This is a genomic window from Croceivirga radicis (assembly GCF_002072105.2).
GTDB lineage: Bacteria > Bacteroidota > Bacteroidia > Flavobacteriales > Flavobacteriaceae > Croceivirga > Croceivirga radicis.
Window position 1 is genome coordinate 136,045 of sequence record NZ_MTBC01000008.1, and the last position, 16,390, is coordinate 152,434.

Below are 16,390 nucleotides of genomic sequence, written 5' to 3' on the forward strand. Positions count from 1 at the left end.
AACAATAAATTGCTAAAAAAGATGTTATGAAAACTTTATTACTAAACTTACCTCTGTTTGCGGAGGTTACAAAAATTGCCAATGATGACTACGTAGGTTTTACATTTTTTGTTGGATGTATGGCTATGATGGCCGCGTCTGCATTTTTCTTTTTATCAATGAACAATTTTGATAGAAAATGGAAAACTTCAATTTTGGTTTCTGGACTTATTACTTTCATTGCTGCGGTTCACTATTGGTACATGAGAGATTATTGGGGTGCAATTGGGGAATCACCAACCTTCTTCAGATATGTAGATTGGGTATTAACGGTTCCCTTAATGTGTGTAGAATTTTACTTAATCCTAAGAGTAGCCGGTGCAAAAAAATCTTTAATGTGGCGTTTAATCTTCCTTTCCGTAATCATGTTGGTTACTGGCTATCTAGGAGAAGCCGTTTACATAGACCAAGCATGGCTTTGGGGGCTAATTTCAGGTATTGCCTACTTCATAATAGTTTATGATATTTGGCTAGGTAGTGCTAAAAAGCTTGCGGTACAAGCAGGCGGCTCTGTACTTAAAGCTCATAAAATGCTATGTTGGTTTGTATTAGTGGGTTGGGCTATATACCCTATCGGTTATATGGCGGGCACACCCGGCTGGTACGAAGGAATCTTTGGTGGACTTGCCATGGACGTAATTTATAATATTGGAGATGCCATCAATAAAATAGGATTTGGCTTGGTTGTATACGGTGCCGCAGTGGCCAGCCAAGAAAAATCTGCTTAATAGTATTTAGTTGGTTGATGTAGAGGGGTAAATCTTGTCCAGCGCTTTGCCCCTTTACTTTAGCTATTTAGTAGAAGTACCTAAGTTAAATATCCTCGTCATCAAATAAAATAACCCAGGATAATGGGTTTTAAATTCTGACGGGCTCTCCACAAAATTTTCTACTGCTACCGCAAAAAACTCTATAAAACTTGTTTTACTATAGGGTCTAAAATAAGTAGAACCTTCCAATACTTTTTTAAAGTTTGGATTCTCAAATAATCCTTTAAATTTCCGAATACCCAATCTAAACTTACGCGCTTCCCAACCACGCATCTTATCAAACTCAAACATTAACGCATGGGCGGCCTCATGCAACCCTAGGTTCTTGTTATCGTTAGGAATTCTAAAACCATGTGCTAATTCATCCGCGGCAAACACAAGTGTTTTAAACCGTGGATTGTATTCCCCTAGATGATACCGCTTCGCTATCTTGGAATAATAGGCAGATGGGTAAATTATAATTCTTCGTATAGAATTTTCATACTTATAATTTCTCAAACCCATAGTCAATAATATAGCAGATGCGGTTACATATGCTTTTATTTGTTCTGGCTCCTCGATAGCCCCATAAAAAACAAATGATTTTCTGGACCTAAACCAAGCGAATCGTTTTAAAAATTGTTTTCGTTCCGCATGGGTAAATTGTTGATAGGGCAGTAAAAACGCCGTGATAAAATGACGTTCCTTTTCGGTAATGGGTTTCACCTTATTAAAAAGCTTTCGCCAAGCAAAACGCTCTTTTGCCAGTATTTGATACACGCCTTTTAGCACCACTACTAGAATAGAGAACGTTAAAAAAATTAGCGCAATGTACTTTTCTGTTGAATTAAGGACCACCCACATTACATTCTCACAGGCACATGAATTCCTAGTAATAAAAATGCATCTTTAATAACATCTGCTACCTTTTTACTAAGGTTTACACGGAAAGCCTTTATTTGAGTATCCTCTTCACCTAAAATAGATACTTGTTGATAAAAAGAATTGAACTCCTTGACCAAATCATACACATAATTTGCCACCAATGCAGGACTATGATTTTCTGCCGCTTCTTGTACTTTATTCGGGAATAACTCTAATTGCTTCAACAATTCTTTTTCCTTTGGATGCACAGAAGTTACAGCCACTGTTAAGTCTAAATTCAACTCATTCGCCTTTCTAAGAATACTTTGTATTCTAGCATAGGTGTATTGTATAAATGGCCCCGTATTACCTTGAAAATCTACAGACTCCTCTGGGTTAAATAGAATTCGCTTTTTAGGGTCTACCTTTAAGATGTAATATTTTAGAGCTCCCAAACCAATGGTGCGGTAAAGTGCTTGTTTTTCAGTATCTGAATAACCATCTAGCTTACCTAGTTCTTGAGAAATTTCTGCAGCCGTATCTTCCATATTCTGGATAAGGTCGTCCGCATCTACTACGGTTCCTTCCCTACTCTTCATTTTACCGGATGGTAAATCTACCATTCCATAACTCAGATGATACAACTTATCTGCCCAGCTATAGCCTAGTTTTTTTAGTATTAAGAAAAGTACTTTAAAGTGATAGTCTTGCTCATTACCTACGGTATAAACCATACCATTAATATCTGGAAAATCGGTTACACGCTGTATGGCCGTACCTATATCCTGTGTCATATACACCGCAGTGCCATCAGAACGAAGTACAATTTTCTCGTCTAAGCCATCTTCGGTTAGGTCTATCCAAACGCTACCGTCTTCTTTTTTAAAGAAAACACCTTTTTCCAGTCCGTCCTGTACCACATCTCTACCTAGTAAATAAGTATCACTCTCATAATACAGCTGGTTAAAATCCACACCAAGGTTCTCATAAGTAGTATCAAAACCTTTGTATACCCAACCATTCATCATTTTCCAAAGCTCCACCACTTGTGCATCTCCGGCCTCCCATTTACGAAGCATTTCTTGGGCTTCTAATAAAATAGGCGCTTCCTTCTCTGCTTCTTCTTTGGTTTTACCGGCACTTATCAATTCCGCAATTTGTGCTTTATAGACCTTATCAAAAGCCACATAATACTTACCCACCAAATGGTCTCCTTTTAAACCTGAGGAATCTGGTGTTTCGCCCTTGCCAAACTTTTGCCAAGCCAACATGCTTTTACAAATATGTATGCCCCGATCATTAATAATTTGGGTTTTATATACCTTATGACCGGCAGCTTTTAAAATTTCCGCAACGGAATATCCCAATAAATTATTCCTAATATGCCCTAGGTGTAGTGGCTTATTGGTATTAGGACTAGAATATTCTACCATAACCGCGTCCTTAGAGTTGGCCGGCGCATAGCCAAACTGCTCTACCGCCAATATGGATTTAAAAAAGTTAATGTAATAGGCATCACTCACCACCAAGTTTAAAAAGCCTTTTACCACGTTAAACTTGGCAACTTCTTCTACATTTTCTACCAAGTATTCTCCAATCTGCGTGCCAATAGCTACTGGATTACCTTTAACCACGCGTAACATAGGAAAAACCACCACGGTGATGTCTCCCTCAAAATCTTTACGAGTTGGTTGAAATTCTACAGCAGGCAATTCCTGACCAAAAATAGATTGTACCGCTTCTTTTACTTTTTCTTCTAATACCGTGGTAAGCTTCATAAACATGCCTTTTTGTGGCCTGCAAAACTACATTTTTTTACCGTTTTTTCCCTGTTTTATATGCAATAGTGCCATTTCCGCCGTATCTTTAAAAGAAAAGATTGCACGGAACATTTGCTTGCTACCAAGCTTGTTTTAGATTCATTTATTGGTTTTAGAACGTAATACTTTTGAGGATAGAAAATAAATTTAACCATATGGCTTGCAAGAATCTCGCTTTTTTAATTTAATAGCGTAACGTTTATACTTGTAGCAAACACATCATTTATCTAAGAGGGCTATTAAATTTGTTTTGGGCAATCTCTAATACCATTAGATTATGCTATTGAACGTATCTTACAATAATAAAGAGATTACCAGAAAAATAGATGCTGAAGTAGGTAAGCCTTTTCCCCTAAAAGACCGTATTAAAATGGGCGGTATTGGCTCGCCAAAATTAGAAATCAAAGAAGCAAGTGTTGAAATACGCAATTTGCTTATTCTAGATAACAATGCCAATGTTTGCAACATAGAAATACGCCCAAAAGGCATCATTCTTGGCTTTAGGTCGTTATTAGAATCTTATGCCCTGGTAATTCCTTTTTACAAACTTACCATCTATAAAGGCGATATGGCCATTTATTCGGTTTACCGTGACCATTATTTTGTAAAGGTTTTGGCAGACACTAAGGCGGTGCAGAAATTTTTTAAGAAGTTATTGGATTATAAAGCAGATACCGCACCAACCTCAATAGAAGATTTATGAAAATTCTACTAACAGGAGCAAATGGCTACATTGGCATGCGCCTATTACCAAACTTACTGGATTCTGGGCACCAATTGGTGTGCGCTGTGCGCGATAAAAACCGACTGTCTGTAGAGGAAGAAATTCTAGAACAGATAGAAGTCATTGAGGTAGACTTTTTAAAACTACCAGAAAACAACCCTATACCTACAGATATAGATGCCGCTTATTATTTAATACATAGCATGACATCTTCTATCACGGATTTTGATGAAAAAGAAGCTTTGGCGGCAGAGAACTTTAATAAATTAATGCATGGTACCAATGTAAAACAGGTAATTTACCTAAGTGGCATTGTTAATGAGCAGGAGTTAAGCAAACATCTTTCTTCTCGAAAAAATGTAGAAGAAATCTTGTACAAAGGGCCTTTTAATTTAACGGTGCTACGCGCCGGAATTATCGTGGGCTCTGGAAGCTCCTCCTTTGAAATTATTAGGGATTTGTGTGAGAAACTCCCCGTAATGATAACTCCCAAATGGGTGCTAACAAAAACCCAACCTATTGCAATTAGGGACGTAATAGCCTTTTTAACCCAAGTTTTGGGGCATGCAGAAACGTACAACCAATCTTTTGATATTGGCGGACCAGACGTGTTGACCTATAAAGAAATGCTACACAAATATGCTAAGGTAAGGGGCTTTAAAAATTGGATTTACACGGTACCGGTAATGACACCAAAGTTATCTTCATACTGGCTATATTTTGTAACCTCTACTTCTTACAAGCTTGCAGTGAATTTGGTAGATAGCATGAAGATGGAAGTAGTGGCCAGAGACAATAAATTACAGCAATTATTAGGTATAGAGCCGTTAACATATGAGCAAGCTATTGATTTTGCATTTAAAAAAATAGAACAAAATTTAGTAGTTAGTAGTTGGAAAGATAGTTTAGCAAGCGGACAGATACGTAGAAACTTAGAAAAATACATTCAGGTACCAAAATATGGCGTACTAACGGATAAAAAAACGCTTGCCATAACAGATGTGGAACGTACCCTTGACAATATTTGGAAAATTGGTGGAGAAACGGGTTGGTATTATGGCAATTGGCTTTGGAAAATAAGAGGTTATCTAGACAAAATGAATGGTGGCCCTGGTTTGCGTCGTGGGCGTACGCATCCCGATAAAATATTTCCTGGAGATGCGTTGGATTTTTGGCGTGTGCTTTTGGCAGACCGAGATAAAAAACGCCTTTTGCTTTTTGCAGAAATGCGCTTGCCTGGCGAAGCGTGGCTAGAATTTAGAATAGACGCCAACAATACCTTACACCAAACAGCAACCTTTAGACCAAGAGGTTTAAAAGGTAGACTATACTGGTACAGTGTACTACCTTTTCACATTTTTATATTTAAAGGAATGATAAATAACTTGGTTAAGGCGCAATAATGTAACAACTTAGAGACTTATTCGTATTAAGAGGCAACCATTTAAGAACATAAGCTGTCTTATTAATACAAACAAACGCTAAGTATGCCCCATAAAGCCTTTTTCCTATCCACCTCTATTGTATTTTTCTGCTGTATTTATCAACTACAAGCACAAACCTTCGCTGCTAAATTAGTAGATGGTAAAACAAAAAAAGCTATTCCGTATGCTACCGTGGCCTATGGAGAACATGCAGGTGTTATTACCAATGACGAGGGACTTTTTTCTTTTACATTAAAAGAAAACGAAAAGAAACTAGACAGTATTTACATTTCTAGCATGGGGTACGAGAAAACAGGCTTCCCTTTTGTTGCCCCATTGGACTCTATACTTTATCTAACACCTAAAGCCATAAACCTAGATGGTGTGTTCTTGTTTGATAAGGAATTAACGGTTGATGAAATCATTGAAAAGATGATTGAAAATATTCCTAGCAACCGAAACTTGTCTCCCATAAAACAACGTTATTTTTTAAGAAACTCAGAATTTGCGAACATCCATAAACTAGATTTTGGTTTTGAAAAATCCAGTATTGAAGAGTTAGACAAAGAATTAATAGATAGTATTGGCAGAGCTGTACCAAGAAATACCTATCATTATACAGAAGCGTTAGGCGATTTATATTCCTCTAAGAAGATGAGTAAAATTGGCCTGATAAAAGTTGCAGAAATGTACAACAAAGACCAATTAAACTCTATTGAAGGCATAGGCGATTACATGGAAACCATCTTTAAAAAACATGTAAAACCTAGCTCCTATTTAAAAGTAAAATCGGGTTTGTTTAGTCAAAAAATACAGGTAGATTCTATTTTGAACGATATAAAAGAAGAAGAGGCAAAAGAATTGGCCAGCGAAATAGAAAAAGCCAAAGACACTACAAACGGCGCGGTACGCGGACAACGTTGGATGTTACGAGATATTTATGAAGAACTATACTACAAGGAAGATAGTAAACTAAATATTGTTGATAAATACAAGCGCTATAATTTTAGTCTAAACGGATACTCAGAAATAGACGATAATGGTGTCTATGTTGTGGATTTTGAACCCAAAGGAAAGGCAGATTTTAAAGGGAAAATCTATATTAACATCGATGATTTTGCCGTAATGCGAATTGATTTTGAGAACGTAAAAAACCTAAGAAATTTTAGACTTCTTGGTATTTACTATAGAGATGTAACATATAAGGGCACCATGCGTTTTGGCAAAATAGCCAATGGTCGTTACGCATTAAAATTTGCAGATATAACTTTTGGCAAATGGTTTAGAATAGATAGACCTTTAGACGTTATAGAGAAAAACAAATACGTAAAAGGGAGACGCAAGCAAAATGAGCTGCGTATGAATCTGGATTTTCAAATTTCTAATGTTGATAAATACGAGTTGGTCATTTTTCAAAACGAACTAATTGAGGAAGCCGCAATAGCTAAATATAAAGAAGACAAAGTTTTAAAGCCAACTTACATGCCCGCATACAATGCCGATTTTTGGGCAGGTTACAACATTATGGAACCCAATGAAGCCATCAAACGTTTTAAGGCAGACACCACTGAATAATAAAAAAGACGCTTAATTTTAGCGTCTTTTATCTTTACGTTAATTGGCACAATACCATTTTACCAAATTCTGTTGTTCGGGACTAAACCAATCCATACCATCTCTAAAAATGGTTAGGGAATCATGTATGGGTTTATAATCTTTAAAATCAATACTACTAAATACCGCTTTCATTTCACCCAGATAGGATTCTTTCAATTCTTCTGCCTTAGCAATTGTGCTAAAATAACCCTCTCTATAATTGAGTAAAAACGCAGACCAGTCGTACACCAGATCATTATAACCTTGCTTCTTAGCTTCTTTAACTACAAACAAGCCCACTTCATACGGATGCATTAGTTGATACTTAAAACCCATATCTAACTCTGTCCGATTATACATACCGGCGTCAAACGAATATACATCTGGTAAATTCTCTAAGTTCCAAATAATATTCTTCTTAGAAGTTTCTTCCAAATCAGAATTCTTAATGAGCTGTATACCGCTTATGATTATCTCGTCAATTTCCCACATACTCATGATAGTAAAAATTAGTTGGTTCACAAATAAAACGTATTTTCTTACAAAAAAGTACGAATATTATACCAACCAATCAATGCTTTGTTGTGAAATCTTCTATTTTAGAGGTAAAAATACCTCTGCCATCATACAACGGGCAGAACCTCCGCCACAAGTTTCAATTGTTTCCAAAGAGCTATGAAGAATAGTGCAATGTTTTTCAATAGCATCAATTTGAGATTGAGTAAGGCTATTGTAGGCAGCGGAACTCATAACTAAAATTCTTTCATCATTTGCCCCTAGAACCTGAAGCATATTTCCTGCAAAGCTATGCATTTGTTCTTCGGTTATTAATATTACCTCTTTACCGTCTTGTTTCAAATGATCCTTTACCATTTTTCTTTCCTTCTTATCGTCAATGGTATCCAAACAAATTACAGCAAAGGTTTCTGCCAACGCCATCATAACATTGGTGTGGTAAATGGGCAATCTTTTACCGTCTACACTTTGATTGGCGGTAAATAGAACCGGGAAAACATCAAAATCCTCGCAAAATTCTATAAACAAGTCTTCATCTGCCCTATCAGATAAAGCGCAATATGCCTTATTGTGTACTCTATCCAAAATAATACTACCTGTACCTTCTAAAAAAATTCCTTCTTCTTCCGCGCTTGTGTAGTCTACTATTTTGTCTATAAAAAAACCTTTTTCTTCTAGTATATCAAAAACATCTTCTCGCCTTTCCCTTCTTCTGTTTTCTGCAAACATGGGGTATACCCCTACGGTACCGTCTTTATGAAAACTTATCCAATTATTAGGAAAAATAGAGTCTGGAGTATCTTGGTCCAAACGATCTTCTATAACAATTACGTTTACCCCTTTTGCCTTTAGCTTTTCTACAAAAGCATCAAACTCTTGCTGGGCGTTCTTGTTTATTTGGTTATTTTTTACAGATAGATCTTCTTGAAAATAATTATTTACGGCGGTTTCTTCGTTCATTCTAAACGCAACGGGCCGCACCATTAAAATTGTATTGGTAATTTGCATTATTGAAGTTTTATTCGCGAATTAGAGGTAAGGTACTGCAACGTAGTAGACCTTCTTGTTTTGCAATTTCTGAATAGGGAATCTCTTCTACGGTAAACCCTTGATGCCTTAACCAATTATTAAGTCTGCTAAAACTTTTTTCGGATACCACAACATCTGGAGAAATAGAGAACACGTTACTAAACATCTGATACATCTCCTCTTCTGTAATTTCAAAAATGTTCTCTTCACCAAAAAAATTAACCAACCACTGGTACTCTTCTTCTACTAAAAAGCCATTTTTGTGCAGAATAGCCTTACCCTTACCTAGGGGTTGAAAACAACAATCTAAATGTAATGCGTTCTGTTTTGCATTTGTGTTGGATTTTCGCAACTCAAAAGACTTGACTTTTTTATGTGGAAATTGTTCTTGCAAAAATTCTACTGCAGCCTTATTTGTTCTAGCAGTTATATAAGAAGAATAATCATCTGCCGTATAGGTTCCCACAAATATATGATCATACCAAGGCATAACATCGCCACCTTCTACGTGAACTTCTTCTGGTGGTCTAATAAGTTTCTCTGGGTCAATTAAATCCAATACATGTTGAATTGCTTCGAATTCATTTTCCCTGTCTGGCAAAATGTTGGAATGAAAAATTTTGTCTTCAATAACAAATGCGATATCCCTGGAAAATATTTGATTACAATCTTCTATAATAGTAGGTCTAAAAACCTTGACATCATATTTCTTTAAAACTGTTGCAAAAGCATCCATTTCTTTAACCATATCCTTTTCAAGTGGATAGGTTCCCGCTTTTATATGCTCCATTGATTTTGGATCGTAAGCCTCTTCTAACGTAGGTATTGGCCCATTACTTATGGCCGTTCCTAATATTACGGCTTGCAATCGACCTATTTCATCTTTTACCCTTAAATTCAACACAATACAGTTTAACTATTAATAAACACAATTTAACTACAGATAATTACATTTCAACTTAAACAAAACAACAAAAATTATGGTATATCTATTTTTGTTTTATTAATTTGTAAGAAATTACGACGGGATGAAAAAGATAATTCTTGAAGTTGTATTTGTGAGCGTTTTTTTCGCACTTTCCCTTTCTGGGGTATTACCACCCAAGCATATTAATTTTTCATCCAACTCTGAAGTTAAAACAACAAAGCCACAAAAGACCTCCCCAAGTCTTATTGTTCAGTTAAATGACATGGACTATTTGAAAAAAACCAATTCTTCAACTTTCCAAGTTCAAAACTTCAACAAAATTAGAGAAATCTGTTACAATTATAAAGAAAAAGTAATTGCCCAACTTAATCTACTAGAAAAAGATGGGCAACTTAATTTATTGAAGTATATCATAGAAATCAATACAGCCGAATTACAACGAAAGGATGCGATTAACTATCCTTACAAATGCTATTTTAACCAATTCTGTATTGATTTTGCCAAAACATATTTGGCAGAACTAGCTAATACTAACGATCAGCTATCTTTTTAAAATCTCTGTGGTTTTCACCAATGTAAACCTGTCTTGGTCTACCTATTGGTTCTTTACGTAAGCGCATTTCCCTCCATTGGGCAATCCAACCTGGTAATCTACCTAGAGCAAACATTACGGTGAACATATCTACCGGAATACCCAAAGCACGATATATTATACCTGAATAAAAGTCTACGTTTGGATATAGTTTTCTTTTTACAAAGTAATCATCTTCCAAAGCCTCTTTCTCTAGACCTTTAGCCACTTCTAAAATAGGGTCATCTATTCCAAGACTACCTAAAACTTCATCTGCCGCTTTTTTAATTATTCTTGCTCTTGGGTCGAAATTCTTATATACGCGGTGTCCAAAGCCCATTAATCTAAAAGGATCTTCTTTGTCTTTGGCCTTAGCCATATATTTTTTAGTATCGCCTCCATCTTCCTGAATGGCTTCTAGCATTTCTAATACTGCTTGGTTGGCACCACCATGAAGAGGACCCCATAAGGCTGAAATACCAGCAGATAACGAGGCAAACAACCCTGCATGGGAAGAACCTACAATACGCACAGTAGAAGTAGAACAGTTTTGCTCGTGATCTGCATGCAAAATCAAAAGCTTATCCAACGCCTCTATTACCGTACTATCTTTTTTGTATTCTTTATTTGGCCTTTTGAACATCATTTTATGGATGTTCTCTACATAACCCAAAGAATCATCACCATAGTCTAACGGTAATCCCATCTTTTTACGCATGGTCCATGCCACCAAAACAGGAAATTTTGCCATTATACGTACTATGGCATTATACATTGCGCCCTCAGAATCTACATCTACAGAAGACGGGTTAAAAGCAATCAACGCACTTGTTAGAGAAGACAAAACGCCCATTGGATGTGCTGATTTTGGAAAACCATCCAAAATCTTTTTCATTTCCTCGTCTACGTTAGACTCTGCCTTAATATCCGCATCAAATTTAGCTAGCTGCTCTTTGTTGGGAAGTTCTCCAAAAATCAACAAATAAGCTACTTCTAAAAAATCTGCTTTTTCTGCCAAGTCTTCAATAGAATAACCTCTATACCTAAGAATACCTTTTTCTCCATCTAAAAAAGTAATGGCACTTTCACAAGACCCGGTGTTTTTAAAACCAGGGTCTATGGTTACCATACCGGTGCTGGCACGCAAAGTTTTGATATCAATTGCCAATTCATCCTCGGTTCCCTTAATAACAGGAAACTCGTATTTTTTCCCTTCAAATTCTATTGTTGCAGTTTTCGACATTTATATTTTTTATTTGTAAAAATCTAAGCGGTCTAATTTACGAAAAAGCCAAGGCTTTAACAATTGAAACCTTCAATTTTGAACTATTATTAACGATAATCTTATGATTGTGATTAACTATAACTTATAAAGATCTTTATAGTATTGATCTACAGATTTTTTCCAAGTAAATCTTTTTCGCTTGGCAGTCTGTTGAATCTTCTTCCAACGCGCCTTATCTGTATCATAAATAGAAAGTACTTGATCAAAAACGTTGAGCATATTAGCTATCTTCTCATCATACGAATCCCCATCAAAAGCAAAACCTGATTCTAAATGATCTACCGTATCTCTTAGTCCTCCCGTATAGTGTACCAAGCAGGGATTTCCATTTCGCATGGCCAACATTTGACTTATACCACAGGGCTCAAACAAACTAGGCATAAAATACAAATCACACTCTTGATACATAGAATCAATCAAACTTTCTGATTGCCCATTCGTAAAAATAAAGTTCTTATGCTCGTAGCTTATTTTTCTAAATAACTCTTCATATTCTGGAGCACCAGTACCCAGAAGCATAAATATACCTCCTTTTGCTTCCAGTTTTTCTAAAATCTGAATAAACGCCTCTGGTGAACGTTTAAAAAAATAAAACTTTTGTTCCGTAAGACGGGCAACGCTACAAGCTATGAAGTTGGGTTTTCCATTACTGATGTACTCCATTATCTTTTCACCTGTATGTGCTAAAAAATCGGCTTTGTATTTTTTTGATTCTTCTTGCAACCATTGAAACAAAGCTTTAATGGTGTTTCTATAAATATTACCCTTTTGTTCTTTATTTATGTTTTTATAATTGCATCCATTTAAGATACCAAATAAACGCCCTTCCTTGTCCGCTTGTTGCAAGTCTAGCTCCAAACCTTCACCACCTATGAATTCTGGTGGTTTGCTGGGCTTCATAACATCATCTTTATAAGAAGGAGAAACCGTATGTACGGCATCTGCCAAGCGGATACCAACCGCCATAAGGTTAACGCAATCCGTGTAGCGGTAATCCTGTAATTTTTTATAATCCAAATCTACAGTTGGAAACCAATTTAGCAAACTAGCATAATTATCTTGGAACGGACGAATACCTTGAATGGCTAAATTATGAATACTATACACAAACCGTATTGGCTTTAACAGCTCATAATCTTTTACATACTCACGTAAAAATAGAAGCAAACTAGAGTGCCAATCATGTAAATGCACCACGTCAATTTCGCCAAAAACACCTTGTTTTATAGCTTCTGCAACTGCGGTACAAAAAATAAAATATTTTATAGCATCCGTATAAAAAGGTTCTTCGGGATCATCATGATAAATGTGTGCAATACCCCCAGCTTCTATTTCTGGATGATGAATTACATAATGATGTATATTCTCGTATATTTTTTTTGGTGGTACTTCATAAATTTCTGCCGTATATGTAACACCCCTAAGTTGAAAATTCAAATTAGTCCTAAATGTTCCATTTTGATGTAATCTACCATAGGAGGGCGTTACCACATGCGCGCGATCCCCTTTCTCTGAAATTTGTCTTGGAACATCCCTAACAACATCTCCCATACCTCCAGCTTTACATTTTGGAATTGCATCATTTTCAGCTGCGGCAAATAAGAAGTTGTTCATACGTTTAACTTGTTAAATGAAGTTGTTAAAAGATAAGATATATTATAGAATAAAAAAAAGCCTTTCTTGGATTAGAAAGGCTTTTTATATGATAAGTTATTGTTACTATTTAACCTTAAAGGCTTTCTCTTGCGGATAGTAAGCAATATCTCCCAATTGCTCTTCTATACGTAACAATTGATTATATTTTGCCATACGATCACTACGAGAAGCAGAACCTGTTTTAATTTGCCCTGTGTTTAAAGCAACAGCCAAATCAGCAATAGTATTGTCTTCTGTTTCTCCGGAACGGTGAGACATTACAGAGGTGTAACCAGCATTTTTAGCCATATTTACCGCAGCAATAGTCTCGGTAAGTGTTCCAATTTGGTTAACTTTTATCAAAATAGAATTGGCAATACCATTTTCTATACCTCTAGATAAACGCTCTACGTTAGTTACAAATAAATCGTCTCCTACTAATTGTACTTTGTCACCAACTTTTTCCGTCAACATTTTCCAACCATCCCAATCGTTTTCATCCATCCCATCCTCAATAGAAATGATAGGGTATTTTTCACATAATTCCGCTAAATAAGCAGCTTGCTCTTCAGAAGTTCTTACTACACCTTTATCGCCTTCAAACTTGGTATAGTCATACTTACCGTCTACATAAAATTCTGCAGAGGCACAATCCAAGGCAATCATTACATCATCACCCAATTTATAGCCCGCCTGTTCTACAGCTTTAGCAATAGTATCCAATGCATCCTCGGTTCCACCAGCTAAATTCGGGGCAAAACCACCTTCATCACCTACTGCGGTACTTAAGTTACGACCATGCAACACCTTTTTTAGGTTGTGAAATATCTCTGTACCCATTTGCATAGCATGGCTAAAATCTTTTGCCTTTACGGGCATAACCATAAACTCTTGAAAAGCGATAGGTGCATCTGAGTGCGAACCACCGTTTATAATATTCATCATTGGCACAGGCAAAGTATTTGCGGAAACACCACCTACATAGCGGTATAATGGCATGCCAAGCTCTTCTGCCGCTGCCTTTGCAACTGCCAAAGAAACACCCAAAATTGCGTTAGCACCCAATTTAGATTTGTTTGGTGTACCATCTAATGCAATCATGGTCTGATCTATAAAGTTTTGTTCAAATACGGAAACACCTATTAATTCCTCAGCAATTACCGTATTTACATTATTTACGGCGTTGCCCACTCCTTTACCCATAAAGGAATCTCCACCGTCTCTTAATTCAACCGCTTCATGCTCTCCCGTAGAAGCTCCAGATGGTACTGCGGCCCTACCTAAAAATCCGTTCTCTGTAACAACGTCTACCTCTACGGTAGGGTTACCACGAGAATCCAAAATTTGTCTTGCATGAATGTTGACTATAATACTCATATTCTTTTATTTATTTGTGAATTTAGCAAAACGAAGATACAAAAGGTGTGCCTTTTACATCTCCATTTCAGCTGGTATTTATTGTATTAATAACCTAAAAATAAACTCAAACGATTTAGTTGGCACTAGCCTTAATAGCATCAAAAAACTGGTCGAACAAATAATCTGCGTCATGTGGTCCCGGGCTAGCCTCTGGATGGTATTGCACCGAAAAAACATCTTTGTTTTTCATTTTTAAACCAGCAACGGTACCATCATTTAAGTGCGTATGGGTAACCTCCAATTCCTCATGTGCTTCGGTCTCTTCTCTATTTACCGCAAAACCATGGTTTTGGCTAGTAATTTCACCTTTTCCCGTTATTAAGTTTAGGATTGGATGGTTTATTCCCCTATGACCATGATGCATTTTATAAGTAGACACCCCATTGGCTAAGGCCAACACTTGGTGTCCTAAACATATTCCAAATAAAGGTTTATCTGTTTTTAATATGTCTTTTGTTGTTTGTATTGCATCCTTTAATGGTTCTGGGTCACCAGGCCCGTTGGAAATAAAATAACCATCTGGATTCCAAGCTGCCATTTCTTCTTTTGAAGTATTGTAAGGAAATACTTTTATTAAAGCTCCTCTTTTCTCTAAGTTTCTAAGAATATTCTTTTTAATTCCAATATCCAACGCAGCAATCTTATACTGCGCATCTTCTTTACCTACAAAATAAGGCTCTTTTGTAGATACTTTTGAGGCCAATTCTAGCCCTTCCATAGATGGCACTGCTTTTAATTCTTCCTTTAACGCATCTATTTCATCTACGCGTGTTGAAATTACGGCATTCATAGCACCATTATCCCTAATGTAACTTACTAACGCTCTAGTATCCACATCAGAAATAGCCAATAAATCATTATCGTTTAAAAAATCCAATAGACTCTTATCCGCACTAGGTCTAGAGTAATTGTAGCTAAAATTTTTACAAATTAAACCCGCAATTTTTATTGAATCAGACTCAATTTCGTCTTTATGGGTACCATAGTTTCCAATATGTGCATTGGTAGTAACCATTAATTGACCATAGTAAGACGGGTCTGTAAATATTTCTTGATAACCGGTCATCCCAGTATTAAAACATACTTCTCCAAATGAAGTTCCTTCTCTTTCTCCTACGGCCTTACCGAAAAAAATGGTGCCGTCTTCTAATAGTAAAAGTGCTTTTTTTCTTTTTTGATATTTCATGTTCCGTCCTAAAATTTTACAAAAAAACATAAAAAAAAGGATACGCCTAAACGTATCCTTTTTAAGTTATAAATGAATAATAAACATTTTATTCTTCAGAGTCATCTGCTGTAGCTTTTGTTTCTTGAGCTGGAGCAACAGCTTCCGCTTTTTTACCACCTCTTCTACTTCTTCTAGTAGTTTTCTTTTTACCAGAATCTGTATTATAAACATCATTAAAATCTACCAACTCGATCATTGCCATATCAGCATTATCCCCAAGTCTGTTTCCTAGTTTTATAATTCTAGTATAACCTCCTGGTCTTTCGCCTACTTTTTCAGCAACGGTTCCAAACAGCTCTGTTATTGCCTCTTTACTTCTTAAGCTACTAAAAACAACTCTACGGTTGTGTGTACCTTTTTCCGTAGTTTGGTTGTTCTCTACTTTTGCTTTAGTAATTAAAGGCTCAACAAATTGCTTTAAAGCCTTAGCCTTAGCAACCGTAGTGTTGATTCTTTTGTGCTCAATAAGAGAACAAGCCATATTGGCCAACATTGCCTTTCTGTGGGCAGACTTTCTACCTAAATGATTAAACTTTTTACCGTGTCTCATCTTTCTTTTTTAT

General features: G+C 36.3%; 15 protein-coding genes. 5 read left to right on the forward strand and 10 right to left on the reverse strand.

Translation table 11 applies throughout. The features are described from left to right. Positions 1-26 precede the first annotated feature (26 nt). Positions 27-767 carry a bacteriorhodopsin-like gene (locus BUL40_RS12290; protein WP_080319506.1) on the forward strand — a complete coding sequence of 247 codons (741 nt, stop codon included), beginning with the start codon at positions 27-29 and terminating at the stop codon, positions 765-767. A gap of 63 nt (positions 768-830) precedes the next feature. Here BUL40_RS12290 and BUL40_RS12295 read toward each other — a convergent pair whose 3' ends face one another. Further along, positions 831-1,652 carry a zinc-dependent peptidase gene (locus BUL40_RS12295; RefSeq protein WP_080319507.1) on the reverse strand — a complete coding sequence of 274 codons (822 nt, stop codon included), beginning with the start codon at positions 1,650-1,652 and terminating at the stop codon, positions 831-833. Then, positions 1,652-3,430 carry an arginine--tRNA ligase gene (gene argS, locus BUL40_RS12300; protein ID WP_080319508.1) on the reverse strand — a complete coding sequence of 593 codons (1,779 nt, stop codon included), beginning with the start codon at positions 3,428-3,430 and terminating at the stop codon, positions 1,652-1,654. Before argS ends, BUL40_RS12295 begins: the two co-directional genes overlap by 1 nt. Positions 3,431-3,749: 319 nt before the next feature. Between argS and BUL40_RS12305 the strand changes: the two genes are divergently transcribed. The 3 genes from BUL40_RS12305 to BUL40_RS12315 all read left to right on the forward strand — a co-directional run bounded on the left by BUL40_RS12305 (position 3,750) and on the right by BUL40_RS12315 (position 7,195). Beyond that, positions 3,750-4,175, forward strand: a complete 426-nt coding sequence (locus BUL40_RS12305) for a hypothetical protein (RefSeq protein WP_080319509.1) — start codon at positions 3,750-3,752, stop codon at positions 4,173-4,175. Continuing rightward, complete coding sequence (locus tag BUL40_RS12310) at positions 4,172-5,599, forward strand: SDR family oxidoreductase (protein WP_080319510.1); 1,428 nt, start codon at positions 4,172-4,174, stop codon at positions 5,597-5,599. The genes BUL40_RS12305 and BUL40_RS12310 overlap by 4 nt, the downstream gene beginning before the upstream one ends. 84 nt (positions 5,600-5,683) lie before the next feature. Then, complete coding sequence (locus tag BUL40_RS12315) at positions 5,684-7,195, forward strand: peptidase associated/transthyretin-like domain-containing protein (RefSeq protein ID WP_080319511.1); 1,512 nt, start codon at positions 5,684-5,686, stop codon at positions 7,193-7,195. Positions 7,196-7,234: 39 nt separating this feature from the next. Here BUL40_RS12315 and BUL40_RS12320 read toward each other — a convergent pair whose 3' ends face one another. The 3 genes from BUL40_RS12320 to BUL40_RS12330 all read right to left on the reverse strand — a co-directional run bounded on the left by BUL40_RS12320 (position 7,235) and on the right by BUL40_RS12330 (position 9,665). Then, the gene (locus BUL40_RS12320) at positions 7,235-7,714 is read right to left on the reverse strand and encodes a hypothetical protein (protein ID WP_141239666.1); all 480 of its coding nucleotides are present in this window, start codon (positions 7,712-7,714) and stop codon (positions 7,235-7,237) included. A 96-nt stretch (positions 7,715-7,810) separates the two neighbouring features. Then, entirely contained in the window at positions 7,811-8,740 is a 930-nt protein-coding gene (gene ctlX / locus BUL40_RS12325; RefSeq protein ID WP_010519247.1) for a citrulline utilization hydrolase CtlX, read from the reverse strand. A 10-nt stretch (positions 8,741-8,750) separates the two neighbouring features. Further along, positions 8,751-9,665, reverse strand: a complete 915-nt coding sequence (locus BUL40_RS12330; protein ID WP_080319512.1) for a dimethylarginine dimethylaminohydrolase family protein — start codon at positions 9,663-9,665, stop codon at positions 8,751-8,753. A gap of 124 nt (positions 9,666-9,789) precedes the next feature. Between BUL40_RS12330 and BUL40_RS12335 the strand changes: the two genes are divergently transcribed. Further along, positions 9,790-10,242 (forward strand): hypothetical protein, encoded by a 453-nt coding sequence (locus tag BUL40_RS12335; RefSeq protein ID WP_080319513.1) that lies wholly within the window; start codon positions 9,790-9,792, stop codon positions 10,240-10,242. On the opposite strand, the gene BUL40_RS12340 is transcribed toward BUL40_RS12335, so the two are convergent. The 5 genes from BUL40_RS12340 to rplQ form a co-directional block, all read right to left on the reverse strand. After that, positions 10,220-11,503: a citrate synthase gene (locus BUL40_RS12340; protein ID WP_010519244.1), complete on the reverse strand. Its 1,284-nt coding sequence runs from the start codon at positions 11,501-11,503 to the stop codon at positions 10,220-10,222. The genes BUL40_RS12335 and BUL40_RS12340 overlap by 23 nt on opposite strands. 117 nt (positions 11,504-11,620) lie before the next feature. Further along, positions 11,621-13,159 (reverse strand): glycogen synthase, encoded by a 1,539-nt coding sequence (locus BUL40_RS12345; protein WP_080319514.1) that lies wholly within the window; start codon positions 13,157-13,159, stop codon positions 11,621-11,623. 105 nt (positions 13,160-13,264) lie between these two features. Further along, positions 13,265-14,557: a phosphopyruvate hydratase gene (eno, locus tag BUL40_RS12350; protein ID WP_010519242.1), complete on the reverse strand. Its 1,293-nt coding sequence runs from the start codon at positions 14,555-14,557 to the stop codon at positions 13,265-13,267. Positions 14,558-14,672: 115 nt separating this feature from the next. Further along, positions 14,673-15,785: a glutamine-hydrolyzing carbamoyl-phosphate synthase small subunit gene (gene carA, locus BUL40_RS12355; RefSeq protein WP_010519241.1), complete on the reverse strand. Its 1,113-nt coding sequence runs from the start codon at positions 15,783-15,785 to the stop codon at positions 14,673-14,675. Between the two features lie 88 nt (positions 15,786-15,873). Then, positions 15,874-16,377, reverse strand: a complete 504-nt coding sequence (gene rplQ / locus BUL40_RS12360) for a 50S ribosomal protein L17 (protein ID WP_080319515.1) — start codon at positions 16,375-16,377, stop codon at positions 15,874-15,876. Between the last annotated feature and the right edge of the window lie 13 nt (positions 16,378-16,390).

Bases quoted from the DNA above. Each gene is read 5' to 3' on its own strand.
- BUL40_RS12290 (WP_080319506.1), top strand. From the start codon at position 27: ATGAAAACTTTATTACTAAACTTACCTCTGTTTGCGGAGGTTACAAAA.
- BUL40_RS12295 (WP_080319507.1), bottom strand. From the start codon at position 1,652: ATGTGGGTGGTCCTTAATTCAACAGAAAAGTACATTGCGCTAATTTTT.
- argS (WP_080319508.1), bottom strand. From the start codon at position 3,430: ATGAAGCTTACCACGGTATTAGAAGAAAAAGTAAAAGAAGCGGTACAA.
- BUL40_RS12305 (WP_080319509.1), top strand. From the start codon at position 3,750: ATGCTATTGAACGTATCTTACAATAATAAAGAGATTACCAGAAAAATA.
- BUL40_RS12310 (WP_080319510.1), top strand. From the start codon at position 4,172: ATGAAAATTCTACTAACAGGAGCAAATGGCTACATTGGCATGCGCCTA.
- BUL40_RS12315 (WP_080319511.1), top strand. From the start codon at position 5,684: ATGCCCCATAAAGCCTTTTTCCTATCCACCTCTATTGTATTTTTCTGC.
- BUL40_RS12320 (WP_141239666.1), bottom strand. From the start codon at position 7,714: ATGAGTATGTGGGAAATTGACGAGATAATCATAAGCGGTATACAGCTC.
- ctlX (WP_010519247.1), bottom strand. From the start codon at position 8,740: ATGCAAATTACCAATACAATTTTAATGGTGCGGCCCGTTGCGTTTAGA.
- BUL40_RS12335 (WP_080319513.1), top strand. From the start codon at position 9,790: ATGAAAAAGATAATTCTTGAAGTTGTATTTGTGAGCGTTTTTTTCGCA.
- BUL40_RS12340 (WP_010519244.1), bottom strand. From the start codon at position 11,503: ATGTCGAAAACTGCAACAATAGAATTTGAAGGGAAAAAATACGAGTTT.
- BUL40_RS12345 (WP_080319514.1), bottom strand. From the start codon at position 13,159: ATGAACAACTTCTTATTTGCCGCAGCTGAAAATGATGCAATTCCAAAA.
- eno (WP_010519242.1), bottom strand. From the start codon at position 14,557: ATGAGTATTATAGTCAACATTCATGCAAGACAAATTTTGGATTCTCGT.
- carA (WP_010519241.1), bottom strand. From the start codon at position 15,785: ATGAAATATCAAAAAAGAAAAAAAGCACTTTTACTATTAGAAGACGGC.
- rplQ (WP_080319515.1), bottom strand. From the start codon at position 16,377: ATGAGACACGGTAAAAAGTTTAATCATTTAGGTAGAAAGTCTGCCCAC.